Genomic DNA, 25,110 nt, shown 5'->3' on the forward strand with positions numbered 1-25,110 from the left:
TCTTTAAAATGCTATTTATATGTTTCAAGCTATTTCCCCAAAAGAACAAAACCACCTTGGTTTCCTCTTTTGGGGATAATGTTTTGTATACGGCAAAATCGCTTGAAAAATGGAATGCGGGAGAAATAGTCATATTAAAAACTTCTTCCTGCCGGGAAGAATTCACTGATCTGGATGCGGAGATTGTACCATTTGCCATGACGAATATCAGTGCTTTTGTAAAAGGCATCTATCATCTGGCCACTTCGCGCGTCGTGATGGTAGATAATTATTTCGGCTTCCTTGCCGTAACGGATTTCAAACCGAATGTCACATGTATTCAGCTATGGCATGCAGCAGGTGCAATGAAGAAGTTCGGCTTGATGGATCCTTCTGTACAGACTAGAAGTGCAAAGGCACAGGAACGATTCAAACAGGTGTACAGCCGTTTCACATATGTTACGGTCGGTTCGGAAAAAATGGCATCCATCTTCCAGCAAAGTTTTGGTCTGTCGAATGCCAATATGCTGCGAACTGGTATGCCGCGAACAGATTTCTTCTTTGACGATAATCAGATCGAACAAATCGAAAAAGAAATTTCTGAGCAATACCCGATCATCAAGAAACGTAAAGTCATCTTGTATGCTCCGACTTACCGAGATGATGAGCTGGCCAAGCCTAAGATTGAACTTGACATCGAACGTCTATACCGTGAACTGGGGCAGGAATACGTATTGTTCCTTCGCCTCCATCCCGCTGTTACATGGGATCTAGCAAACTATTATCCGAATTTCGTAATCGATGTGACGCACTATAAAAACATCAATCCGCTTTTATTAGTGACGGATATCTTGATTACCGATTATTCATCCATACCATTTGAGTATTCGCTGCTCAACCGTCCGATTATCTTCTTCACGTATGATTTGGAGGACTATCAGAAAAAACGCGGTGTGACAGACGAATACCTTGAGTCATTGCCTGGACCAATGGTCAGGGATACAAAGTCAATCATTAAAGTGATTAAAAAGAGTGACTTCCAGCTGGAGAAGGTACAGGCTTTCTCCAAGCAATGGAACCAATATTCAAACGGACATGCCAGTGAGCAGCTTGTACAAGCAATGTATACGTCCAACCCTGCTGTTGCTGCTACTGCCAATCCGTCGACACAGACTACACGCTGATTTTATCAGCGTGTAGTTTTGTACATAAAAAGACCTTCTCCATTGGAGAAGGTCTTTCATTTATTGCTGATGCTCTTTGCGCCGTTCTTCTTCTGTCACTTTCGGGAAACCTACCATATTGAGTAATGGACGATAGCGGTCACTGATCAATCCTGTAATCTCTACGATTAGTTCGATTAGTATTGCCAAGGCAATAATCAGGATAGTCGAGCCCCACATGGTTGCTTCCGTGTAAAGGACACCTGTAATGCTGAAGATTCCGCTGATCGCATAGATGACAATAACAGTCTGGCGATGCGAGAATCCTAGATTCAGAAGACAATGGTGCAAATGCAGCTTATCTGGTGCTGACAAAGGCTTCTTCTGTACAATCCGGCGGATGATGGCAAATGTCGTATCCAGGATCGGTACGCCAAGAATGATGATTGGCACAATCAAGGAGAACAATGCAACGTTCTTAAACAGACCGCTTACGGATAGGACAGCAATCATATATCCGAGGAATAAAGCTCCTGTATCCCCCATGAAAATCTTAGCTGGGTGGAAGTTGAAAACCAGGAAGCCGAGTGTGCTGCCTAAAAGCAGGACGCCCATCATTGCCGAGATGGGGTTACCCATGCTGATGGCGATCATGGCAATGGTGAACAGCGCGATAGCTGAAACTCCTGCTGCCAATCCATCCAACCCGTCGATCAAGTTGATCGCGTTCGTTATGCCGACAATCCACAAGATCGTGATAGGAATTGCCCAAACCCCGAATTCAATCCGGCCAGTGAATGGCAATGTTACAAAGTCGATCTGGATGCCGCCCAAAACTGTTACAGTCGCGGCAGCAATCTGTCCAACTAACTTCACCCTTGCGGATAGCATGAACTTATCGTCCAAAACACCGATTAAGGTGATCATCGTGGCACCAATCAGGATTGGTGCTGTATTCGAATCATGTGGCATGAAAATCAGGTATCCGATGATGAAACTGATGTAAATGGCCAATCCGCCTAGTCGCGGCATGATTTTCTGGTGTACTTTTCTAGCGTTTGGTTTATCCGTTGCTCCGATTGCGAATGCCAGCTTTTTCACCATAGGCGTCAGCGCGATCGAAAGGATGAAACATGCTGCCAACGCTACGATTAAAGGCGTTATGTGTACCATTTGTATCCTCCTAAATAGCTTGCAAATCGTTCCAAAAATTCTTTTATAATCCAAGTATCATAAATTACTAGATTTCGACAGTATTCTGCGTAGGTTCTGTACTATTATAATGTTTCTGTTGACAAAACACAATTACACACAATGTAAATTTTACACCATATCCAGGTCAAGTGCCTTTACATTTCATTAACATTTATCAAGCTTCTTTGATGAAGTTGCTTAGAATCGTGAACATTCTCTCTTTTCCTGATTGGAATGGCTCTGGCTCAAAGCTCTCTGTTTCCTGTATTACCTTGCCCAGGTCTTCCCCTTCTCCCCAGCTGAGGATATGCTTTTGTTCCAGGAAGATTGACAGAAGCTGCAGCTGATGATCATCGTTATGTTCCCCATACTTTTTCAGTCTGGCTGCCGCGATGACCTTTTTACCCTTTTTCAAAGCGGAAATAACCGAACCGGTGCCTGCATGTGTGATGATAAGACGTGCATCCTCCATCAGCTGGTCCATGACCTCGTAATTAACGAACGGTTTAATCGTCAGCAAATCACTTTGAAACTTCGTATGTCCAGCTTGGACGACAACTTCTTCGGTGATGGTTCCTTCCCGTTTCAGCCTTTCCACTTCTTCAAGCAGACGGTTGAACGGAAGCTCGTGCGTACCTAAGACGACCAGTATCAATAGATGGACCCCCCATAGACCGCTTTTGGATAAATCTGTTTCATCGTCTCCCATTGCACGATGAATAGATCGGCAATTGGGTAAATCAGCTTCCCTGAGATGGTCGGCGAAGTGGACTTTGCAAAGCTTTCAATGAAGATGACACGTTTCCCGAACAGCTTCGCGATATAGCACATCGGCACAGATGTATGTGCTCCCGTGGAGATGACAACATCGGGACGATGCTTCAAGAATAAGAAAATGGATTTAATGATGTTATAACTGAACTTGAATATATAACGAAAAGGATAATTACGTGCTCCATAAACAAGGAAGCTCATCGGGTGCTTGCCCTTCATTTGCTCCGTGATCTCGGATTTCTCTGTCACGATATGATAGTCATATTCCTTGAATAGCGGTTCCAGCTGCAAAAGCTGTGTCAAATGTCCGCCAATGGAAGAGATCAGAAGCAATTTTTTCTTTTTCTTTTTCATCACAGATTCGCTCCATTTCAGTTAAGGTGAGATGCTATTGAAAGAACTTCTCCGGCTTCTGCTTGAGCAATCCATACAGGAACCCGAGGAATAACGCCAGATAAAATCCGGATGCCGGTGACGATAAAATGTGGCCGGCAATGAATGCTGCACCAAGACCAATACAAGCTCCAACACCGCTGAACAAAGCAGTTGGGCTTACGGTGCGGAATCGCTGCTTGAAGATGAATACCAGGATACTGCCGGTAACGAACAGCAGCGGCAGCACGAGGATCAAAGTTCCGAGATATCCAAAACCGAAGAACCAATCCAGGATATCCATTTCGATGATCCGTGGTTCTTTCCCGGTGTAGTTTCCGCCGATTCCCATGCCGAAAACTTTTTGAATGACGGGTGCCCGTTCAAAGTAATAAAGTACTGTGCCAAAAAATTCTTCCCGTCCATTCAATGCCATGAGCTGCCAGGAACTCCACTGCCTAACACTGCCAGGAGGCGGAACTTCCCCCTCTTCCGCTTCCTCCGGCAATGGTGGAGCTTCTGCTTGTTCCTGCTGCTGTGCTGCCTTTTCATTTGCCATATCCACTGATAATCCGAGGTTATTGCCGATCGGCATCTCAGGCGAGATAAATATGGTTACTGCTAACAGAACCAGGACGACACCAGCTTGAATGAAGCTATCCCGCTTGATGATCGCTTGGATGAGAAGCAGCAGAAATGCCATGCCCAATACAAGCAGGGCGGCCCCGAATGCGACTTTCGTTCCGATTGTCAGCATCGCCCATATCATGACGGCTATAAGTGCTGTACAAATAATTTGCGCCGCAAGCCCCTTCTTTATGAACAGATAGTAGATGATCGCCCCGCAGAAACCCATACCTAAAATGGCACTGATTTCATTACCGGAAAAGAACCAGCCAGAATGACCTTGCTTTGCCAAGTAATCGTAGCTCCGCTTACCTGTTCCAGTGAGCTCCGCGATGAGCATCACGACACTGACGACACTTGTGTTAATAAATAGATATTTTGGTACAATCACTTTCCATTCCCGATTTTCTCCGATATGCCGGAAAATCATCACATAAACAAGCAAAGCCGTGATGAAGAAGAAAGTCTTCAGAATAAATGTCAGCTCCCCTGCTGCTGACACGGGATCTTTGTAGATCATACTGATGCCGAAGTTGATAGCAAAGTACACAGCAAGCACCAGCATATAAATGAGGGTATTCCTGCTCCAGCGCCGGTTTGGATAACTGAGCATATACAGCGCTCCTGCCGGTATCACAAGCAGGCGGACAGGATTGGAAATGGGAATCCCAAGGTACGACAGCAAATCAAGAAACGGCTGAGCCAGTATGAAGAAAATGAACAGCTTTTCGAATATATGGTGATTATCTTTAAGTTTCTGTATCAAAGCTTGCAAAATGGTTGTCCTCCTTCGTGCCACTCTTGCCAATTACTTAGCAGCGGAGCCGCCTCTTCCCAATAGGATGTAGAATGATTTGATTTTCATCAGGAATACGCAGATCAGAAATACGATGACTCCTGCTGCTGAACAGATAAGAATTGTCAGGATAGGCTGCATGTCGTTCAAATTCTCTTTGATCAAGAGGACAGCGATTCCCATGATAAGTACACTGGCAGTCGTCTTGGCGACATCCGCTAGCATCCCTTTAATAGGTATTCCACCTGTGAGCTTCCGGAATAGTAGGAAGCAGGCGACTGCATAGATGAAGCCAGTCACAGATGAAGAGAGCGGAATACCGATGAAACCGAAGCTTTCTGTAAATAAGTAGTTGAGCAAGAGCTTCAAACCGATAGATAAGAACCCGAGCCGCATCATATAATGTCCCTTTTCCATCGTATAAAAACCATTGTTGACGATGATGACCAGGCTGTAGAACAAGATGGTGCCGAAATAGTAATAAGCTGCGATACTCGTCTCTTCTGCATGCTGTGCAGTAAATTCCCCGTTTACAAAAAGCAGGGTGACAATCTCTGGCATCAGCAGCATCATACCTGTCAGTACTGGCAGCAGAACGAAATACATAATCTGCAAACCGCGTGTGATATTCTCCTTAAAGCTTTCCATGTCCTGCTTCGCATACGCGGCAGCTAGCAGCGGAAATACGATTGTACCGACTGTGACGCCGATGATATTCTGCGGGAATTGCGTTAAATTCTTTGCGATATTTAAGTATGTAACAAAGCTTCTGCCAAGCATATTTGCAAAGGACGTATCAATCAGTAAGGTAATTTGACCGATCATCGCCGTCAGCGCCACTGGTATGAAAATATGGAAGAATCGCTTATTATCTTCCCAATTTATTTTGCCTTTCCATGTAAGTGTCCGTTTTGGCAGTAAGAGCAGAAGCTTGAAGAGCAAGCTCAGGATCACGCCTGCCATGTTACCAAATGCAAAAGCATAAGCCCCGATTTCATCCGCGAAGAGCAAGGCGCTTCCGATTGTTCCTAAGAGCACGATTGCTTGTGCCAGTACCGATAAATAGTATTTGTTCTCGGCATCGAAGTAGGCTTCGAGCACCGCATTGACACCGACGAATAATAACGAGGAAAGGAATATGATCGTCATGATCGTTGCCATCTGCGCTGTATCGCCTGTCAGATTCGGATATAGAAGACGGATATATACCGGCGCGATAAAAATGAAAACAACCGAGATAAGTAAACTGAACAGCAGTGTCCCCTTCCATACATCCTGCAGATGTGAAAGTCCTCTGCTCTTTTCTTTGTATTTGATATAACTTGGAACGAACGCACTCTTCATCCCTGTTGTCAGGAACAAGATAAACATGTTCGGCAGTGCGAATGCCGCGTAGTAGGCATCCGATTCACTGCTGGCTCCGAAATAATTGGTTATGAGCATATCCCGGATCAACCCTGATACCTTCAGCACGAGGGTTACGAGCAGCAGCAGCAGACTGGCGATGCGAAGTTTCGACTTCATGATAGGACCTCTCTCTATTTGCCCATGCAGATATAACTTATGGGATGCGTATTGCTGGCTAAATTATAAGACTGAACAGAAAGCCGTTTCAAGGCAATTTACAGTATCTTAACGTACCGCATAGTATACAACACGCCTTCATCCCTTCCAGTAACTGGGCTCGGGCATAACTTTACAAAATATTCGTATATTCATACTATTTACAATTACTTCACCATTGGTTAACAGTTGCACAATAATCCTTTGCTAGACTTGGTTCGACATATCCTAGAAAAGGAATGGAGTGTACGTATTGAAAATAGCTGTATTGATTCCATGCTATAACGAAGAACAAACAATCGGTGATGTTATCGATGCTTTCCGGAACCAGCTGCCTCAAGCAGATATCTATGTGTTCGACAACAATTCAAAAGACAAGACGAGCGAGGTTGCCCGGAGGCATGGCGCAATCGTCCGCCACGAATACCAGCAAGGCAAAGGACATGTTGTACGTTCCATGTTCCGCAATATAGAAGCCGATTGTTATGTAATGGTCGATGGGGATAATACCTATCCTGCTGAATTCGTCCATGACCTGATTGCACCGATCCAGGAAGGCCGTGCCAATATGGTCATCGGTGACCGCCTGTCGAATGGCACATATGTTAAAGAGAATAAACGCAAGTTCCATAACCTTGGGAACACACTGGTGAAAAATTGCATCAACTTCCTATATAAAAAGAAGCTTAGCGATATCATGACTGGCTACCGCGCCTTTGACCGTCTTTTTGTGAAGACAATGCCCATCATGAGTCCCGGATTCGAGATCGAGACCGAGATGTCCATCCATGCACTCGACAAGCGGCTTGCAATCGTCGAAGTACCTATCGCTTACCGGGACCGCCCGGAAGGAAGCTATTCAAAATTGAACACATTGGCTGATGGCCGCAAAGTGCTGTACAAGATCTTCACCCTGTTCAAGGAATACAAACCAATGCTCTTTTTCACAGCATGGTCCCTTCTGTTTCTCGTACTCGGACTAGCTGTCGGAATTCCGGTCATCGCTGAATATTTCGCGACCGAGTTCATCACGCGGGTTCCATCGGCCATTCTCGCTGTCGGATTGGTTGTCCTGTCGGTGTTGAGCTTCGCTTGCGGCGCCATATTGGATACTGTTGCTTCCAATCAGCGTAAACAGTACGAATTGGAATTGAACCGGATCCAGGCGGAAACGAAACCGAAACCTGTCCAAGGTATGACCAGAACTGGAGGCTCCATGTAATGACGCTTGTTCGAAACCTTTTGATCAGTGTGGCTGCAGGTCTTGCAGCCACTATTTCTGTATTGGCTATTATGCAGGAAAGGCAGGATACATCACTTCTGAAATACGCTGTCCTTTCCGTTATCAGTATCTGTTTCTTTTATGCTTTCCTCTGCTTTCGAAAACAAATTTCCCAGGCAGTCCTGGAGAAGCGCTACATAATGATAGGCATTGCCCTGCTGTCCATTTATACGCTGATCAGCTTGATTGACTGGCCGCTGTTCGTCAATCGACCTTGGTACGAGACGGTGCTTGTGGACCTTATCTCGCTTGCTGCGATCTTCTGCTTCTTTTCCTTCATCGCTTTTCTCCTGCTGCGTGGAGGTTATATGTGGCGGAGGACGATGGTAAGCAGGTGGCAGATCCTGTGGTATATGCTGCCGATGATACTTGTCTGGATGATCTACTTGCTCGCTTTCTTCCCGGGAAATATGAGTCCCGATTCGTTGAATCACTGGCGTCAAGTAGAGAATATGGAATTCAATAACTGGCATCCGTTTGCTTACACAATGGTGATCTTAGTATTGACCATGATTTGGGATTCTCCGGCTATCATCGTCATATTCCAGATACTGCTTATGTCGTTTGTGTATTCCTATGGCATTTATTCTTTCCGCCAATATGGACTCGGAAAAAGGATAGCTTGGATTGCAGCCCTCCTATGGGCAGTTCTGCCGGTCAACGGCATTTTCTCCACCATTCTTTGGAAGGATGTCGTATATAGCACCTTCATCGTGTTCTTGACAATCTTTGTTATGAAGACGGTATTGCAGGAAGGGAGAAACTTGCGGACTTGGAATGGTATTGCGACATTTACGGTTGTGCTTCTCGGCATTGCATTTTTCCGGAATAACGGATTGCCTATCGCCGTATTGACGGCTTTCGGCATGCTCATTGCTTATCGACGGAACTGGAAACAGTTACTCACACCGCTAGTGCTGGTTTCAGCGCTTTATATCGTTGTAACAGGACCCGTATTTACGGCTTACAACATCCAATCAGCAAACCCGAATGAATCCATGAGTATACCGACGCAGCAAATTGCAGCCGTCGTGTCCCAGGACGGCGAGCTGACGGAAGAGCAGCTGGCTTATTTGGATACGATACTGCCGATTGAAGACTGGGATGCATATAATCCATACCTGACAGACCGAATCAAATTCCACGATAACTTCAAGGATGATGTCATTGTAGCCGATATGGGCAAGTACTTGTCCGTCTGGTTCGATATCGTGAAACAGAACCCTGCTATCGTTATCGAGGCATATCTAAAACAGACTTCCCTCGTTTGGCAAATCAATAAGCCTGTGGATGGATACACAAATCCATATACGATAGATGTGGATCCAAATGAGATGGGACTGGAAACAAAGCCAGTAAGCCAAACCTTGTATAACGTAGTGGAATACGGTCTGGAAACGTCACGCTACCATACCGAAGAACTCTTCTGGCGTCCGGCAGTCTTCAGTATTCTCATCATCTTGTTCAGCTTGATCGCTTCCCGTAAGCTCGGACCGATTGCTTGGCTGCCGATATTGCCAGTGCTCTTCAATACGGCAACAATTTTTGTCGGACTGCCGGCTCAGGATTATCGCTACCAAGTGAGCAACAGCATGGTAAGTATCTTCTTCCTTCTCTTCGCTTGTTTGTATAAGAAAGGAAAGGAGCCAAGCCATGGAGAACTCCCAAACCGAACACAACAGTCATAGCAAGCAAAAGCTTGGTATAGCTATAATCTTATTGTCAGCTGTCTTTACAAGTGTCGGTCAGTTGTTATGGAAAATTGCGGACGGAGGTATCAATATTCCCCTTCTGATTGGCTGTGTATGTTATGGAGCAGGAGCAATTACCATGATGATTGCCTTCCGTTTCGGCAAGCTGAGTGTGCTGCATCCAATGCTGAGTCTCGGCTATATTTTCGCATTGGTGATGGGCTCCATCTTCTTGGATGAGCATATTTCTGCCATGCATATCTTCGGGACGGCGCTGATTATCGTTGGGGCAATCCTGATTGGGGGTGGGGAGAATTAGCTGGATATTGTTAATCTCCTGTACGATGCTTGGAGCTGGTGGCGGATTCTTCTTTAAAAGGGCCAGCGATCCATCAACGCATACATACCGTACACTTCTAATTGGTCTCACTTGTTATGGATCTGCTGCATTGATCAACATCTATGTGCTCACATTGCTGCCTTATTCCGTCGTTTTTCCACTGACGGCCATTACGTACGTGTGGACACTTTTGCTGTCGTATTACTTCCTACAAGAACATATCCGCATGCGGCAAATAATTGGCGTTGGCCTGCTGGTTGCAGGCGCTGCTTGCCTTGTCCTATAAAAAAACGACTCCCGCTTCAATCGTGGGAGTCGTTTTCTTTTTGTACAGTCTTATTGACAAGCCTGTAGGGTCTTACCCGAACCAATTCTGTAAATTGTTCCGATAGATGCAAGGTGGAGAATTTAAAGTTCGAATCTGCCCAGCGCATGATAAAGCCGACAGTAGCTGCCATTTGAAAATGGATCATCAGGTCATAATCAACTGGAATCCTCGGCGTTTCTGTTTCCATATAGAAATCACCTGACAAGCACTCAACGAATACACGCAGCATTTTGTCCGCTATGTCAGGATAAAGAATCCGCAGTGCTTGTAGTACACGCCTTTCTTCATATATATGCGTGAATATGCGCATCGTGGAAGGGGCCTGCTCCTGTAAATCGACATAAGCGCTTTCCTTGTAGGGTTCCAACAATGCGACGGCAATACCATCCAGGAAATCAGTCAGGATACTTTCCTTCAAGCTCTCTTTATCGGCAAAATGCTTATAGAAGGTACCGCGGTTATAGTCAGCCTGATCCGCTATTTGCTGAATGCTGATTCGCTTATCTTCTTCCTCCAATATCAAATCGATATAAGCCTGTTTAAGTGCTTTCACACTTCTTTTGCTCCGTCGGTCCGTTCTTAATTTCATCAACAAAACCGCCTTTTTTGTTTATTAATTTCATCTATATTACATTTCTTTTATTTCTTTGTTGGTTAGGTTACAATACCTAGATTATTGAGCATTGTTACCTAGTTGTCAATGCGCTAAGATTACTATGACATAACCTGCTCAAAATCTTCAGGTAATACCTTCTATATATAATAAGGGGGCTCGCACAGTGAAGGAATTCCAAGGACAGGTCGTTTTGATCACTGGTGCTGCCGGCGGAATCGGATCAGCTGCAGCGGAAGCTTTTGCAAAAGCAGGTGCCAAGCTTGCGTTGATCGACCTTTCAGAGAAAGCATTGGAAAGGACTGCTGCATTTATTGATGCAGAAAAAATTCTGCTTGCTGCAGACGTCACAAAAGAGGCAGATGTAGAACAATTTGTGGAAAAGACACTGCAGCGATTTGGAAGAATCGATGTGTTGATCAATCAGGCTGGATTAAGCGGTGATTTTGTTCCGATAACAGAACAAACTGCTGCGAGCCTGCAGGAAGTACTTCAAGTAAATGTAGTCGGCGCTTTCCTCGGTTTAAAGCATATACTGCGTGTCATGATCGAGCAAAAAAGCGGTGTAGTCGTAAATACTGCATGCAGCGGCAGCTTACTGGGCGGACCCGGGATGAGCACGTATGTCGCATCCAAGCACGCTATGCTCGGTCTCAATAAGACAGCAGCCTTGGAAGTTGCAGACTACGGTATACGCGTAAATGCAGTATGCCCGTCGGCTCTAGATACAGAATGGATGGAAGATATCGAAACGAAAGCAGCCAAAGGTAATGAGTACGCGGCACGCCGAGGCTTTGAAGCAAGTGTTCCGATGAATCGGTATGGAGAAGTAGAAGAGGTCATTGGATTGATGCTCTTTCTCGCTTCCGATCGTTCCAGCTTCATCAATGGCTCTTATTTTCGAGTTGATGGAGGACAAGGTACAACCTCTGTATAAAAAAAAGAAAGACGAGCGACAGATACCTGTCAGCTGCGTCTTTTTTAATTGGATTCAAATTCTTCTTTCAGCTTGTCGAAAAGGATGCGGGCACCTTCCGGACTTAAATACAGATTGTCTGCATATTGCTTGTTCTCCGGTGTGATCTCTCCCGTTATGGCACAAGTAAAACCAGGCTGATACTTTCGGAAGATGATCTTATCACCTTCGACAAAAATTTCCACAGGATCTTTTTCTTCAATGCCGAACTCTCTTCTGATTTCTTTCGGCACGACGACACGCCCTAGATGATCGACCCGTCTCGTAATCCCGGTACTCTTCATGAAAACGCCTCCTTTACTGTGATGTTAACACTATACTATATATTTCTAATTATTGAAAATATTATTGTCGTAAAAAGGGTACAAACACTAGTATGTTTGTACCCTCTGTGCTACTGAAGGATTCCCTCGAGTTCCTTGCGTGTCCTATCTGTAATTGCAGCATCAGAACCAAGATAGAAGATTTCCGGCTGATCGGTAATCTTATTGAGGAAAGCTCGTGTCGGCTTTGTGACGGCATCCGGTCTGGTAAGAACGATCGGTGCATCATACTTAGCTGCCAGCGGTGCACCCGACAGACTATCTACCGTCGTTTGGCCGTTTGCAAAGAATACTTGATCTGGATTGGATCCATAATACTTTGTGATGACTGCAGCATTCGTCGAATAGCGATCTGCTCCATATACGCGTTCTACAGAGGCACCGAGCTGCTTGACTGCATCGGCAACACGTTTGGATACAACTGTCTCACTGCCGATAATCGTCACCTTTTTGATACTATTGCGCTTGATATAGTTCCTCACTTCATCATGCAGTTCCCCTGTTCTTGTCAGCAAGATCGGTATTCCTTCATTACCAGCATGAGGTCCGATCGTCAGCGCATCCGGGGACTTCTCATCTCCGACTGCCAGGAAGATCTCCGATGGTTTACTCGCAACAGAAGCTACCTCCTCAGCTACCTTTACAGCTGTCGCATAACGAGTAGAACCGGCTACCCGTTCAATTGTGCTATTCGGAAACTTATTGCGCAAATCGTTCTCGATACTTTTCGAAATGGCTGGTTCTGCACCGACAATATAGATGACGGACGGATTCAATCGATCTATTTCGGTAACTGTTACTTCCTCCAGCTTACTCTGATCCGTCAGCAAAAGCGGAGAATCCATTTGAGCAGCCAAGACACTTCCTGTAAAAGCATCGATTGGCAAATCACTTCTTCCAAGTACAACTGCTTCAGGAGAATCCAGATGCCAGCCGTAGTTGGAAATACTCGCACTAGTGGCATTTCGTCGGGAGCCTTCGAGATTGTGTACGACAACAGGTGCTTTGCTCAAGTACCCGCTGGCCACATAACCTGTCTTGCCGCTGCTTGTGCGCACTGGGTACCAGACATAATGATCCACATTGGAATTATTAGCTGTGTAGCCGCCAGTGATTGTCAGCTTCTCCCCTCGCGGCAAGGAACCGATGGAAGAGCCATTCGGGCTATTGCGCAGCGTGAGCTGGTCAGCTGTAACGTAGACGGTGCTGCCATTGCCATAGTTTTGCGTGCTTTCATGCAAAGGTCCTGGCGTGGATACTTGGTTAGTCTGGAATGAGAAATAAGAGCCAAGCTTTCCGCTGATCCGTCCAGGTGTTAAAAGATGCGTCGGGAACGGTGTCGTTGTTATCAGCGACTGATTCTCCATTTCCTTATAAACAAGCTCTTGATAAGCTGTTTGCGGATTTGCTATTGGATCGTTCCGCTCCAACCGGCCATTATATGCCAGAATGGCAAAGTACCAGTTTTCCAGCTTGTCAGGGTTTCCGTCGTTGACCTTCGGAATCAGATTATATGCTAAAGTGGATTCAGCTTTCGAGTTGGCTTCATCCCATTTGTCTTTCAGAATACGCATCCCGCGGTCGATATTATAATCGATATCATGCATCAGGCGCTCGATTTCCGCAGTGTCGTTGCGGTTATAATCTGAAACCTGCATGATTCCGATACCAATACAGTCATAGCCGATCACGACATTGGATCCGTCCGCAATGCTGCAGGATGCCTGATAGGATGGTGTGCTTCCCGTCCAATACTGTTTCCAGCCGCTTTCACGGAAAGCAATTGATTTCACGATCTCTGCTGGCACATCATATTTAACTGCAGCAGCAGTCAGTTTACGGCTGATTGTGTCATAGCTTGGGTTTGTATAGCTGGCAGCACTGGCACGGAACATGCGTGCTTGCGCTGTACTGGCCGTCGGTTCTGTTCGCTTATCTGCTTTCGTCACTTGCTGGGGTGCTACTTTGAATGCCTCGATATATACTTCTTGAGGCTCAGCAAGAGGGACATCCTGTTCGATCTTCGGGTAGCTGACTTCAAGCTGTGCCCCTAGCTCGTCGACAGTCAGTCTCGCTCCTTCATATAAATCGGATTGATAAATGCTTTCCAGTTTTTCACTTGTAACAAGCAATACTTCAAATTGCAAAGCTTGGGCAGTCCCATGCGTACGATACTCCAGAATCAAATAAGAAGCATTATCCATTTTTGTTTCTTGAACAGAAGCAATATCTGCATCTGCGATCGCGGATTCATAAAGTGTCCCAGAATCTCCGGTAATACGAATTACTCCATTATTATCATTCGTCACTTCGACAGTCTTACCATCTGACAATTGCACCGTGGCAGTACCCTCTGAAAAAGTATGACTGCTCGAATCTGCTTGCACATCAGTCGGATGGATGAATGCTAAGCATGCGAGAAAAAGACCAGCAATAAAAACAAATGCGTATGTCACTCTGCTTCTTTCCACCTGTTACCCTCTTTCTTTTACTAGATTCACAATACAATATACTTATGTCGAATTTTGTATTGCCTCTTTTAAACTATAAAAAGGGTAGGCGGATTTTACTAGACACTCTGAACAAACTTAACAATGAAAAGCTCAATTTTACATTCTCTTAATAAAAAAAGCCCAACTGCAGTTGGACTTTAAACAGAAAATATTTTCGTCAAGCGAGGCTTGATTGCTTCCACTTCATAAGCTGCTGCCGTCTGTTTTGCTGCTTCCCGCATCGACTGCTTCGCTGCTTCCGGCAGCTCCATATAAGTTGTGAGGCAGCCAGCCAGCTCTTCCGCTGATCCTGGTTCAAAAAGGAAGCCATTCCTGCCATGCTTCATGTAGTCCAACAGTCCTGCCATCCGGCTGCCAATCACAGGTGTTCCGCAAGCCATCGCCTCAAGACCTACAAGCCCGAGGCTTTCGCCCTCTCGCATTGTTGGGAAACAGAACACAGTCATACTATTGTATACACTGTTCAGCTTTTGCTGGGATAAAAGTGGGAAATGCACGAGATCATCCCGTAATCCATAATCGTCTACCAAGTTACCGAAGCTTTCTTTTTCCAGACCATCGCCAATGAATAATAGCTTATGATTCTCTAATTTGCCTTTTTCCTTCAGCAGCTTAGCAGCCTTCAAATAGATATCCCAGCCTTTTCCTCTATCAATCCGGCCAACAAATCCGATATAGCTGTATGCCTGATTGATCCCCAGCTCCTGGCAGGCAGACCTGGTTTCCTTCTCATAGAAGGTATCTTTGTTGATGCCGCCAGAAGGAAAAATTTCGATTCGATTCGTTAAACCATATTTCTGCTGCACAAGCTGCTTATAATAAGCGCTTGGTGTAATGACAGTTTCTGATACTTCCAACAGCCGCTTTACATAGGGCTGGTATTTCTGGCGTTTTTGAAACTCGGGCACAACATCACTGCCGTGCACATTTGTGTAGACAACCATCTTCTTATTCAATTTCTTGGCAATCAGGACCGGAATCGAATTATGCGTTGCATAATGTACATAGGTGACATCGTATTTCCGGAATACTGATTTTCCGATTACCTTGATAAAGTGACTGGCATAGGCAATCAGTTTCCCGACGGAGCTCGATTGCTTTGTAACGACAGTACGGTCGAATGTCACTCCCGACTGTGCCAGAATCTTCTCTGTATTTTCGACAAACACCCCATAGTTGGGATGCTGCTTGCTTGGATACATATTTGCGATTAAATGAACTTTCATACAATGTGCCCCTTACGTACTTAATTGTAAACAAATTGTACGCTTATTCGACAGTGCTTGCAGTAGAATCGTCTACTTCTTTAGAAATACTTAACAATCAATGATCCAGGAGACCAAGCAGGAATTCATAGCTCGTGAAGGAATCACTCCATGTCGACCAATTCACTTTCTGCGGTTTCCATGGCGTAACAAAAGGTTCATTTTGATAATGATCACCTTGATTCACAGGAATGAATTCTCCCGCTTCCAGACCCGTTGTGATAGCAGCCTGTTTATCATTTTGTGCTCCAACCTCCACCTTGGTGGTGAACAGCTGCCCGTTTGCCATTTTCCAAACTTGATTATCCTTTATCTGTTCTGGTTTAACGGCAGGAGCTTGACTGGCATATGCAAGTATAATATCGGCATCCAAGTGATAGCCGGCTAAAAGCTTATCTGCTTGTTCATCTTCTGCAAAATAAGATGCTTCATATTTATATGTGCTTTCCTTTTCGACAGTAGCAGCAGGCTGTTCAGCCAACTCCGTGATTTCCCCTTCCAAAGCAGGACCATCTTCAAGCTTTGCCTCAATCGTCATAGCATGCTGTACTTGTTTCCGCTCTGCTTCGGTCAGTTCCCCGGTAATGACGAGTTCACTGCCCTGGATGGTTATAATAGGTTTATTCCCTGATCCATCGATGGATTTCACAGTGCCCGACGACGGACTTGTGACAGTCACATATTCACCTGTCTCCTCCAACCCTGCCAGCTGGTCTTCTGCTGCTGTCAGTTCCGCATTTCTATCGGCAAGCTCTTTTTCCAGACTGATCAGGTATTGCTCCTGCAGTTGGGCAGTTTGTTCTTCGGTTGCCTGCTGCAGCGCTTCACTTGCTGTAACCGCGTCTTCTTCGTTTTCAGGCTCTTCTATCGTTTCTGGAACAATCACATCTTCAGAAAATGCACTTGCAGCAACATCAGACTCACCCGCTTCTGAGATAGCCTGCTCCACCGCCGCCACCTGCTCATCCAGCGAGGTGATGCTGGCTGTCAATTCACGGTATGTCTCCGCATAATCGGCCACTTGATAGGTGAAAAGGTCCTCTCCCTCTTCTACCGTATCGCCCGGCTCCACAAGCATTTCCGATACAGTTCCTGCATCCGCCTCCAGATAGACTGGCACTTCGTTTGCAGATGTCAGTACACCTGGGACAGTTAGCGTCTCTTTGACATCCTGCGCTGTCACCTGCTCCCACTTTTGTATAACATTTGTCCTGCCCACCCGGCCATCATCATCCAAATAAAGGATAGCAATGTTGACGAGTACAAGGACGATTCCTAACGGCAGTATCAGCTTTTTTATCATCCTTCAAGTCCTCCTATATGAAGATGAATGCAACAATTTTATTCCCGATTCCGCCAAGCAGTGTCAGCAAAATCATATAGCAGATATAAATCATGCCGACAACAGCCCAAGCATGCCAGCGTTTTGCCGGGAACAGTACAAGCAGGCATCTAGTCTGGAAATACAGGATAAATAGCTGGAACAATGATACTGCACCAAACAAGCTGATGACCCAGGGTCTGTCTGTGAACAAATCGGCAATGACTCCAAGTGAAAACGGCGATCGGTCCCATTCCAAGCCGGCCGCTGGCAATAGCAGCAGCCAGGATAAAGCTTCCAGCAGGAATACGACCCCGACACTCAGCTGGATAACAACTAGTTTCTGATAAGGAATTTCATAAAACAGATAGAATACGAGAGACACAACAAAGATGACGAGCAGTCCCAGTCCTAATCCCCAGACGAGACGGCCAATGATGAACCAAAACTTCGCGTATTCATAATCCGTACCTATGTAGTTTGCTTTCAATTGATTCAGCGTCTCTGTTCCGGCCCCAACCCAACCTAGCGCTGCATAAACGAGACAGAAAGCAAGCAGGATCAGGACAGTCCATAACCAATGACCACGCAGCTGCTCTGCTTCCCGCAGTTTGAATAATGTCTCCTTCGGGTTAGTCAGGAGACGGAAAGGATTCGTATGATATGTCATGTTCTGCCATCCTTTTTCTATGTATATAGTAAAAGATTACCGTAATTTTTCAAAATTTGCACATATATTTACAATAAAAAAATAGACTGGCAAAATGCCAGTCTATTTCACATTCACATATGTGCTATAAACATATGCTGTACCGTTATTATAATAGATTTTTGAGAATCCATTTTCCATTACGCGGTTTTCATTACTATCTAGGACAGCTGCGACATACGCCCCATTAGATAGAGCACCTACACTGCTGCTACTTGTTGAAGCTCCAGATCGTACATTTAGTGTTCCTGAATCTAGTTCTACTTGAAGCAGATTCTTAATGGTCACATAGCTTCCTGAAACCCAACCAGTTTTACCATTAGCTTTTACTTGTAGCCAGCCATTGCTGTTTTGACCCAATATTTCTAGTTTTGAACTAGTACTTAAGCTGCCGATAATTCCATAATTTGTACTTGGACCGCTTCGGAAATTCAAACTAGTTGTAGGATATCCAATGACATTATCAGGATACTGTACCTCTGCGTCCCCATTATCGTTGTCATCTGGTGAAGTTCCTCCAGAAGGCTGGTTAGAATAAACTGGTTCTTCATAAGTAATACTGTAATTCGAAAGCAGCTTATACACGTTTTGAATTCTAGTAGTCTGCTTAACTGCCCAGCCTATATCAGTGGCATATTGGTGTGTAGCGGGTGCTTCAGGATTCCATCTCATTTCATATAATGTATTTTGTCCCTTATTGATGTAGTTATCCCTTATCCACTTGGCACCACCCTCAATTGCCTTTTCGACAGTGAACCAACCTTGTCTATAAGCGTAATTTGCACCAGCTTGGTCAGGATCTGCATCAACTGCACCTATTCCATAAACGTTATAAACTTTTTGCCCGTTAACTTTCATTTCACCAGTAGCCAATCTAGATTTTCCGTTACCAGACTCCAGCAAAGAATGCGCCAGCAGGTATACTTCGTTGACATTATAGTCCTTACCTGCTTTTACATAGGTACTTGCTTTACCTGCTAGACTACCCTTATCTTTAAGTACTTCATTATTAACTTCCTTGACATTTAAATTAGCATTTCCATCTAAACGCATAAATTGGAAGTAACTACTTGTCCCCTTTTGAAAATTCTTCGGGTTTAAGTAATAGGATACTTGACTTCTAGAAGCTGCATGCCAGTATCCTCCAGAATCTGTTTGTGGTGGTGGATTCTTTAATGCCATTTGTTTATCAAGAATGTTATCAAATGAATAGTTATAATTTTTTTGTTCATATGTTTCCGTATGCTCTGCTAATTGTAGATTCAAATGCGCACCCTGGGTTCTTTCAAAGTAATGTACTTTGATTGTACTTGTTCCCTTAGGTAGATCTATCGTCTCCTTGATGCTATGATCTCCATTCGACCACTTTTCTGCAACTAGCTTATTATTCACCCACACACGTACTCCATCATCCGATTTAACGTTTAGTACAAAAGATTTGGCTTCTGACAATGTCATTTTCTTTTGTAGCCTTACAGAGAAATTATCTTTATCAATACCTGATATTGGTGCCTTAGTTCCCCAATTAAAATCTATTTCACTAATATTATTTAAAGAATTCTTACCGCCTACTAAAATAGCATTCCCTGCAAATTCTCTATTAGCGAAGTATTCAGCAGTCCATCCTTTATCCGTTTCAATAATATCATCGTAATTCTCTATAGATACATCGAATTTGTGCTCATTGATGTAATCATAGCTTTGAATTTCGATAAAGTGGATATCCTTCTGATCTGCTGGAACATTCGTCCTGTCTTTAATATCAAGTGTAATAGCGTCTTCTTTGTATTTACTATTTTCCCAACGATCAATAACTGTTTTACCATCAACTATAACTTTAATACCATCATCAGCTTTGGCTCGAATGACATACTTTCCAGCCTTTATTTTCTCAGCTGTTACATACTTAGATGAGAAATGGTCTTTATTAATACCTGTTGTTGGACTGTTGTTTGAATAGTTTTGATTTAATCCTAAGTCATTACCAGATAATGTTTCGGTTTTTATAGGAGTTCCATTAAGATCCTCATTATTATAATGATATGCCTTCCACTGTCCCAATCTAAGAATATCTGCATATAGGAAAGCCTGATTTCTTACTTCCTTATATTCTACCGTTGCGGTATGAGCCCCCGAACCTAGATCTGTAAGTAAAGCTTGACCATCTTTACCCCAGGCATTATTCCATTTATCTAGATATGCTTTATTGTCTACTTTAACTTTGACTCCATCATCAGCAATAGTATGGATAAAGTAATCACTTCCACCTTGAATTGTTTTCATGGCCTTAGCGGAGAAATGATCATTAGACATACCAGATGGAGACCCATAATTCCAATTAAAGGAAAGCGCTGAGCTAGATGCTACTTTTGTTCCTTTAGTACTCTGTGATAGAGTTTCATTTGGATAATACAGCATTAACCAATCTTTTTCCGAAAGCTTCTCTTTTACAGGTATCATAGAGAAGTCTAAGTTTGCTTCATTCGTGTTATCCTTGTACTCTAGTCTAATCTTATGGGTTTTACTGTTATTAATATTATCGATTTTTATTATGTTCTCTTCTGCAGATTTATAATTTTTCGAATCCCATCTATCAAGAACAACTTTACCATCGATTATTAACTTGAACCCATTATCTACCTTCGTATTAACAACATACTCTCCAGGTTCTAGAACTTGAGCAGTTGAATAACTAGCTGAAAAATGATCTTTGTTCACTCCACCCGCTGGTGCTCCATAACCATAATCCACTTTTAAGCTCTTGCCATCCCCGTCCAACTTTCGTGTTGCTGTAGGTACACCGGAAAGGTTGGAATTATTGAAATAATACACTATCCAATCGCCAAACGGGACTATATCAGCGAATACATACGCATCATTATAGTTCTCGAAGTATTGAGTTTCCACTGTATGGGTTCCTTTACCTATACCTGAAATCACAGCTTCGTTAAGCTTGTTCGATGAATATTTCCATCTATCAATGACAGTTTTATCATCAAATTTCACTCTAATTCCATCATCTGCAAAGGTCTGCATGTAGTAATTATCGCTACCACTTATATTCCTCTTATAAGAAGCAGAGAAATAGTCTTTGTTCAATGCTTTTTGAGGAGAACCACTCCCCCAATTATAAGCAATTTCTTTATCACGCGATACTTCCGTAACAGTAGAACCTTTTAATTCTGTTCCCTTATAATAAAGACCTTGCCAATCAGATGTTGAAATAGAACTACTAGCCGGTTGGACCTGAAGATCTAGAATACTAGCGTTACTTTTCTGCATATACTCTACTCTAATATTATGTATATCAGAATTACTCTTCTTAGAGATGGTAACTAAACTCTCAAATGGTTTAGTCACTTTCGAATAATACCATTTATCAATTACTAGTTTATCATCTACATAGACTCTAACTCCGTCATCTGCTGCATATTTGAAAATATATTGGCCTGGTTTTATAACCTTATAAGTATTGAAAACCGCAGAGTAATTCTTTTGAGGAATAATACCGCCTGGTGAACCTTGTTCATACTCAAAACTCAATCCATCCTTAGCATTACTAGAGAAAGTTTTTTTGGCGATAGGAATACCCTTCATATCTAAATTATTGTAGTAATATCCGACCCATTTCCCAAACTCTTCTACATCTGCATACAGTGCCGCATCGTTAACAACTTCTTTGTATTGAAGCTTAACTTTATGGTCGCCACTGCTAAGATTTGTGATAGGTGCACTGACTATGGAAGGATCATATCCGCTCCATTTATCTATTATCCTGGAATCATCAATATATGCACGAACTCGATCATCTGCAAATGATTGAACAAAGTAATTCTTCCCGCTACTTAAAGATGTTTCGAACGTTGCCGAAAAATGGTCTTTAGGTATCTGCTTTAAAGGTGATCCATTTTGCCAATTGTAAGCCAAAGTCCCAATGCCTTTTTGGTAATACGCACTTCCTTCAAAGTTCTCATTACCGTAATATTTCGCAGTCCATTTCCCTTTTTCTACCACATCATTAAAAGGGGAGATACCAAACTCTAGACTGCTGTCCCCAGTTTCCTCATAATACTCTACTTCTATCCAATGTTCCGAATGCAATGGGCTGTCCAAAACATTAACTAAAGTGGAGATAGATTGTTGCCCTGAGGAAGACTGCCAATTATCCAGAACTAACTTTCCATCTAAATAGACCCTTATCCCATTATCAGCTTTTGCAGTAAACATATAAGTACCTGTTGATAATTGTTTTTTAGTTACATATCTTGCAGAAAAATTATCATTGACAACTTTACCAGGTACCGGTGAACTTTTTCCAGAATTCACACTCAACTTACCTGCATTTTCACTGATTGAATTCTTTGTCACAGGAGTACCATTTAATGTTTTGTTATTGTAATAGTAACCAACCCAATTACCTTGATTGATATTAGTAATAGGATTGTTTATGGAACCACCTGTGTAATGAGTTCTATGAAAAGTCGTTTTAAAGTAATCTTCCTCACTCCAACTACTTGCAGCTGCTTGGACATTCATGGTCGTTATTAAGAAAGATAATGATACAAACAATATAATAACGAGCCAGCGACCACTATTAAGTTGTGCTTTAAAGATAATAAATTCCCTCCCTTATAACCGTATAACTTACATACTTATTATATCGGCTAAAAAGGAGGGAAGTTTAATATTTTGTAAAAAAAATAATATTTAATTGAATCTAAACACATCAATGTTATGTTATCGTAAATTCTTTTCAGGTTCTTCCTAAACTTGTTAATAAAGATTTTCTCGCTTTTTCAGTATTTTTATATTGTGGGTTTAATAATTTGTCTTTAACAGCCTGTACTCCTATATAAGATAATAAGGATATGACATACAAGACAGGTGCATAAAGCAGTCCCCAAACAAATGTATGAGTCGCGGCTGAGTAATCAAGTGCCTGATCAAAGATGCTGCGCCACAATGTATGAATCAAGTAAATACCGACTACATTTTTAGCAATTATGCCTACATAGCGATGCTTTCCTATATTACGTGCTTTCAAAGTGAACAGCAGAAGGAATATTGTCAGAGGAATAGTACTGATAAGATACTCTCCCTGCGGAAGGTTCAGCCCATAATATAGTATGGAACGCTCGATCAGCTGCAGTGCAAAACCAACAGCGACTAGTATGCCGATTGTTCTCGCATGGATTGCCTGAACTGCTTGAACGATTTGCTTTTCATAAAGGCCAAAGCAAGCTCCTAGTGCTGTATAGAATAAACCGAAGTAAATGCCGTTTCGTGTTGTCTCCTCCATCGTAACATGAAAGAGTGCTCCATAAGATTGTCCCAAAAGACCTACCAAATTAAGTCCAAGACCCACGAGTAATGTAAGCTTCATCAGGCGTAATCTGTAAGCAGCATAAATGATGATGATTGAAAAAATCAAAGCGAACATGAACCAAAGTTGAAATTGTGTGTAAGAAATTCCATCTAATAAAGTGCGCCATTGGAAGGTATCCTGGAAGTAAGCAGACAGCTCGGCTTTTTGTTCGCTCATGGTTCCGTTTGACGTAGTTATTATTTTTATAAAATCATATACCCAATAAAAAGCAAACCATGCTGCAAGCAAGCTGATCAGCTTTCCAGTATAGCGTTTGAAGTATGCGTATGTGTTGTCTGTTCGCTGCAGTTTCATGGCAAATAGATAGCCAGATGCAGCAAAGAAGAATGGGACTGAGAAGCGCGCGATTGTATCGATGATGAAAGCCCAAGTTTCTCCATTTCCGAATGGGACAGCGGTGTCTCGGAATGTATGTGTATGAATACAAACAACACCGAAGATCGCCAGGCATTTGAAAAAATCTATGGAGTAATTTCTCGTCATGTGCATCTACCTGCTTTCTAGATTCTAAGAAATCATATCCGTCTTTTTCTCTTTATATACCCTGTGAACGGGGTGCCGCAATGGTTTTAACAGAACTGTAATGACAACACAATCTTCACGCAATATGATTACAAACTCTATCCAGTTAGTCCTAATTTTTCCCACAAAAAAAAGCACTTACGATGGTAAGTGCTTACGTGGTTTGGCTGAATGCCTGCACAAGCAAATCTAACTTCTTGGCATCACTTGGAGGCTCGTAACCGGGACTCTCAAAATGCTCGTCGAATGCAGCAGCCAATGCAGCAAAACGGCTGTTCCGCAAAATGGATTGGTAAAATTCGAAAAGCTGACCGTATTGTTCGATATAACGTGTCATCTTCTTATCGAATCCAATTAGGTGATTGGCTGATGGCATACCGAGGAATGCGATTCTTGCAGGATCATATATTGGATAATGCACATTCAATAGATGCAGCATATGCGTAACGAGGGGAAATTGCATCGAAGGGTTGCCCCGGCGGTTTCTCACTTCATATAACGCTGCTGTCAATCCGACGATTTTCCGCTTGTCCGGCTGACGTGCGGCCTCCTGGAACAGACGGAAAAAGGTGTGTTCGAACGCCTCTGTCAGATTGGGATTGACCAAGCCTATGTAGTGCTTCAGTACATACTGAAATACTGGATTATGATCAGGTCGTCTCGCTTCTTGGCGTAAAAACGCATCGAGTGCGATATCCTCCCGTCTGATTGATGTAAGAAGCTGTTCTTTATGAAGCAGCAGCTGCTCCAGAAGATCGGCTCCGGTGTATGTGTCGCGCATAAGACAGGTTTCCTCCTCCACTCCAAAGCTGGTAATTATAGATTACATGATAACATAACCGCTTTGTGAGAAGAAGTGATTGATAGTTTCAGGATAAGCTCTGTCCCATGAAAAAATGTTCATTATTGAGTAACGCGATGACAGTGCCTGTCCTTTTATACTGCTGGTCAAACGAACGCTCTGACGTTTCCACAAACAGTGCCGTGCCATTATAGAAGCTGACTTGGGTGCGGCTTTTTGTTTCTTTATAGGATTGAATATGATAGAAGGACAGCCAGACGCAATGGGTGTTCGTAGGTGAGGAAGTTGGGAGCATAAAAACGCCATGAGCCGGATGAACTGGAATAGGCACTTTTTTGTCCGTCCGCAGCAGTCTGCCAATCGCATGTACTCTGCCCTCATAAGAGGATCCATACTGCATGCAGCTATGATCAATGATCGAAAGAGGTGATTGTTCCACGAATATCTCTTTATCGGCTTCAAGTACGCGGGATTGATACACCGGATCGTGCAAACGGAAGACAGCAATGGTATTGCGGGTAATGATGTACTGTTCCCTTTTTTCTATTTGCATAATTTCCCCCTCCAATAT

21 protein-coding genes are annotated in these 25,110 nt (G+C 43.4%); 6 read left to right on the plus strand and 15 right to left on the minus strand.

Going from position 1 to position 25,110, the window contains the following annotated elements; genetic code table 11:
• The first annotated feature begins 83 nt into the window (after window positions 1-83).
• Entirely contained in the window at window positions 84-1,163 is a 1,080-nt protein-coding gene (locus SFC25_RS15460) for a CDP-glycerol glycerophosphotransferase family protein (RefSeq protein WP_411216151.1), read from the plus strand.
• A gap of 60 nt (window positions 1,164-1,223) precedes the next feature.
• Here SFC25_RS15460 and SFC25_RS15465 read toward each other — a convergent pair whose 3' ends face one another.
• The 5 genes from SFC25_RS15465 to murJ all read right to left on the minus strand — a co-directional run bounded on the left by SFC25_RS15465 (window position 1,224) and on the right by murJ (window position 6,429).
• Window positions 1,224-2,315 carry a glycosyltransferase family 4 protein gene (locus SFC25_RS15465; RefSeq protein ID WP_411216152.1) on the minus strand — a complete coding sequence of 364 codons (1,092 nt, stop codon included), beginning with the start codon at window positions 2,313-2,315 and terminating at the stop codon, window positions 1,224-1,226.
• 196 nt (window positions 2,316-2,511) lie between these two features.
• A complete protein-coding gene (pssE, locus tag SFC25_RS15470) occupies window positions 2,512-2,991 on the minus strand; it encodes a PssE/Cps14G family polysaccharide biosynthesis glycosyltransferase (protein WP_411216153.1) in 480 nt (159 codons plus the stop codon).
• Complete coding sequence (gene pssD / locus SFC25_RS15475; protein ID WP_038564163.1) at window positions 2,988-3,464, minus strand: PssD/Cps14F family polysaccharide biosynthesis glycosyltransferase; 477 nt, start codon at window positions 3,462-3,464, stop codon at window positions 2,988-2,990. The genes pssE and pssD overlap by 4 nt, the downstream gene beginning before the upstream one ends.
• 34 nt (window positions 3,465-3,498) lie before the next feature.
• The gene (locus tag SFC25_RS15480) at window positions 3,499-4,884 is read right to left on the minus strand and encodes an O-antigen ligase family protein (protein WP_411216154.1); all 1,386 of its coding nucleotides are present in this window, start codon (window positions 4,882-4,884) and stop codon (window positions 3,499-3,501) included.
• A gap of 33 nt (window positions 4,885-4,917) precedes the next feature.
• Window positions 4,918-6,429: a murein biosynthesis integral membrane protein MurJ gene (gene murJ, locus SFC25_RS15485; protein ID WP_411216155.1), complete on the minus strand. Its 1,512-nt coding sequence runs from the start codon at window positions 6,427-6,429 to the stop codon at window positions 4,918-4,920.
• 292 nt (window positions 6,430-6,721) lie between these two features.
• On the opposite strand from murJ, the gene SFC25_RS15490 reads away from it, so the two are divergent.
• From SFC25_RS15490 to SFC25_RS15505, 4 genes are read left to right on the plus strand one after another with little or no spacing between them, the layout of a single operon-like run.
• Window positions 6,722-7,690 carry a glycosyltransferase family 2 protein gene (locus SFC25_RS15490; RefSeq protein WP_411216156.1) on the plus strand — a complete coding sequence of 323 codons (969 nt, stop codon included), beginning with the start codon at window positions 6,722-6,724 and terminating at the stop codon, window positions 7,688-7,690.
• Window positions 7,690-9,438: a DUF6020 family protein gene (locus SFC25_RS15495; protein WP_411216157.1), complete on the plus strand. Its 1,749-nt coding sequence runs from the start codon at window positions 7,690-7,692 to the stop codon at window positions 9,436-9,438. Before SFC25_RS15490 ends, SFC25_RS15495 begins: the two co-directional genes overlap by 1 nt.
• A complete protein-coding gene (locus SFC25_RS15500) occupies window positions 9,404-9,760 on the plus strand; it encodes an EamA family transporter (protein WP_411216158.1) in 357 nt (118 codons plus the stop codon). Before SFC25_RS15495 ends, SFC25_RS15500 begins: the two co-directional genes overlap by 35 nt.
• A gap of 7 nt (window positions 9,761-9,767) precedes the next feature.
• The gene (locus SFC25_RS15505; protein WP_411216159.1) at window positions 9,768-10,067 is read left to right on the plus strand and encodes an EamA family transporter; all 300 of its coding nucleotides are present in this window, start codon (window positions 9,768-9,770) and stop codon (window positions 10,065-10,067) included.
• 16 nt (window positions 10,068-10,083) lie between these two features.
• On the opposite strand, the gene SFC25_RS15510 is transcribed toward SFC25_RS15505, so the two are convergent.
• Complete coding sequence (locus SFC25_RS15510; RefSeq protein WP_411216160.1) at window positions 10,084-10,698, minus strand: TetR/AcrR family transcriptional regulator; 615 nt, start codon at window positions 10,696-10,698, stop codon at window positions 10,084-10,086.
• Between the two features lie 190 nt (window positions 10,699-10,888).
• On the opposite strand from SFC25_RS15510, the gene SFC25_RS15515 reads away from it, so the two are divergent.
• The gene (locus tag SFC25_RS15515; RefSeq protein WP_411216161.1) at window positions 10,889-11,659 is read left to right on the plus strand and encodes an SDR family NAD(P)-dependent oxidoreductase; all 771 of its coding nucleotides are present in this window, start codon (window positions 10,889-10,891) and stop codon (window positions 11,657-11,659) included.
• Between the two features lie 44 nt (window positions 11,660-11,703).
• Here the strand turns inward: SFC25_RS15515 and SFC25_RS15520 are convergent, their stop codons facing one another.
• From SFC25_RS15520 to SFC25_RS15560, 9 genes are all read right to left on the minus strand, one after another.
• Window positions 11,704-11,982: an AbrB/MazE/SpoVT family DNA-binding domain-containing protein gene (locus SFC25_RS15520; RefSeq protein ID WP_411216162.1), complete on the minus strand. Its 279-nt coding sequence runs from the start codon at window positions 11,980-11,982 to the stop codon at window positions 11,704-11,706.
• 110 nt (window positions 11,983-12,092) lie between these two features.
• On the minus strand, window positions 12,093-14,492 hold the full coding sequence (locus SFC25_RS15525) for a cell wall-binding repeat-containing protein (RefSeq protein ID WP_411216163.1): 2,400 nt from the start codon (window positions 14,490-14,492) through the stop codon (window positions 12,093-12,095).
• A 179-nt stretch (window positions 14,493-14,671) separates the two neighbouring features.
• The gene (locus SFC25_RS15530) at window positions 14,672-15,760 is read right to left on the minus strand and encodes a glycosyltransferase family 4 protein (protein WP_411216164.1); all 1,089 of its coding nucleotides are present in this window, start codon (window positions 15,758-15,760) and stop codon (window positions 14,672-14,674) included.
• 97 nt (window positions 15,761-15,857) lie between these two features.
• On the minus strand, window positions 15,858-17,102 hold the full coding sequence (locus tag SFC25_RS15535) for an efflux RND transporter periplasmic adaptor subunit (RefSeq protein WP_411216165.1): 1,245 nt from the start codon (window positions 17,100-17,102) through the stop codon (window positions 15,858-15,860).
• A 13-nt stretch (window positions 17,103-17,115) separates the two neighbouring features.
• Window positions 17,116-17,790, minus strand: a complete 675-nt coding sequence (locus SFC25_RS15540) for a hypothetical protein (RefSeq protein ID WP_411216166.1) — start codon at window positions 17,788-17,790, stop codon at window positions 17,116-17,118.
• Between the two features lie 102 nt (window positions 17,791-17,892).
• Window positions 17,893-22,365, minus strand: a complete 4,473-nt coding sequence (locus SFC25_RS15545) for a PA14 domain-containing protein (RefSeq protein ID WP_411216167.1) — start codon at window positions 22,363-22,365, stop codon at window positions 17,893-17,895.
• Window positions 22,366-22,582: 217 nt separating this feature from the next.
• The gene (locus SFC25_RS15550; RefSeq protein WP_411216168.1) at window positions 22,583-23,698 is read right to left on the minus strand and encodes an acyltransferase; all 1,116 of its coding nucleotides are present in this window, start codon (window positions 23,696-23,698) and stop codon (window positions 22,583-22,585) included.
• A 193-nt stretch (window positions 23,699-23,891) separates the two neighbouring features.
• Window positions 23,892-24,518 (minus strand): hypothetical protein, encoded by a 627-nt coding sequence (locus SFC25_RS15555; RefSeq protein ID WP_411216169.1) that lies wholly within the window; start codon window positions 24,516-24,518, stop codon window positions 23,892-23,894.
• Between the two features lie 88 nt (window positions 24,519-24,606).
• Window positions 24,607-25,092, minus strand: a complete 486-nt coding sequence (locus SFC25_RS15560; RefSeq protein ID WP_411216170.1) for a competence protein ComK — start codon at window positions 25,090-25,092, stop codon at window positions 24,607-24,609.
• Window positions 25,093-25,110 lie beyond the last annotated feature (18 nt).

The sequence above is a fragment of the Terribacillus saccharophilus genome (assembly GCF_046592595.1).
In the GTDB taxonomy this organism is placed as follows: Bacteria; Bacillota; Bacilli; order Bacillales; family Amphibacillaceae; genus Terribacillus; species Terribacillus saccharophilus_C.

Bases quoted from the DNA above. Each gene is read 5' to 3' on its own strand.
- SFC25_RS15465 (WP_411216152.1), bottom strand. From the start codon at position 2,315: ATGGTACACATAACGCCTTTAATCGTAGCGTTGGCAGCATGTTTCATC.
- pssD (WP_038564163.1), bottom strand. From the start codon at position 3,464: ATGAAAAAGAAAAAGAAAAAATTGCTTCTGATCTCTTCCATTGGCGGA.
- murJ (WP_411216155.1), bottom strand. From the start codon at position 6,429: ATGAAGTCGAAACTTCGCATCGCCAGTCTGCTGCTGCTGCTCGTAACC.
- SFC25_RS15495 (WP_411216157.1), top strand. From the start codon at position 7,690: ATGACGCTTGTTCGAAACCTTTTGATCAGTGTGGCTGCAGGTCTTGCA.
- SFC25_RS15500 (WP_411216158.1), top strand. From the start codon at position 9,404: ATGGAGAACTCCCAAACCGAACACAACAGTCATAGCAAGCAAAAGCTT.
- SFC25_RS15510 (WP_411216160.1), bottom strand. From the start codon at position 10,698: ATGAAATTAAGAACGGACCGACGGAGCAAAAGAAGTGTGAAAGCACTT.
- SFC25_RS15520 (WP_411216162.1), bottom strand. From the start codon at position 11,982: ATGAAGAGTACCGGGATTACGAGACGGGTCGATCATCTAGGGCGTGTC.
- SFC25_RS15530 (WP_411216164.1), bottom strand. From the start codon at position 15,760: ATGAAAGTTCATTTAATCGCAAATATGTATCCAAGCAAGCAGCATCCC.
- SFC25_RS15535 (WP_411216165.1), bottom strand. From the start codon at position 17,102: ATGATAAAAAAGCTGATACTGCCGTTAGGAATCGTCCTTGTACTCGTC.
- SFC25_RS15540 (WP_411216166.1), bottom strand. From the start codon at position 17,790: ATGACATATCATACGAATCCTTTCCGTCTCCTGACTAACCCGAAGGAG.
- SFC25_RS15545 (WP_411216167.1), bottom strand. From the start codon at position 22,365: ATGAATGTCCAAGCAGCTGCAAGTAGTTGGAGTGAGGAAGATTACTTT.
- SFC25_RS15550 (WP_411216168.1), bottom strand. From the start codon at position 23,698: ATGACGAGAAATTACTCCATAGATTTTTTCAAATGCCTGGCGATCTTC.
- SFC25_RS15555 (WP_411216169.1), bottom strand. From the start codon at position 24,518: ATGCGCGACACATACACCGGAGCCGATCTTCTGGAGCAGCTGCTGCTT.
- SFC25_RS15560 (WP_411216170.1), bottom strand. From the start codon at position 25,092: ATGCAAATAGAAAAAAGGGAACAGTACATCATTACCCGCAATACCATT.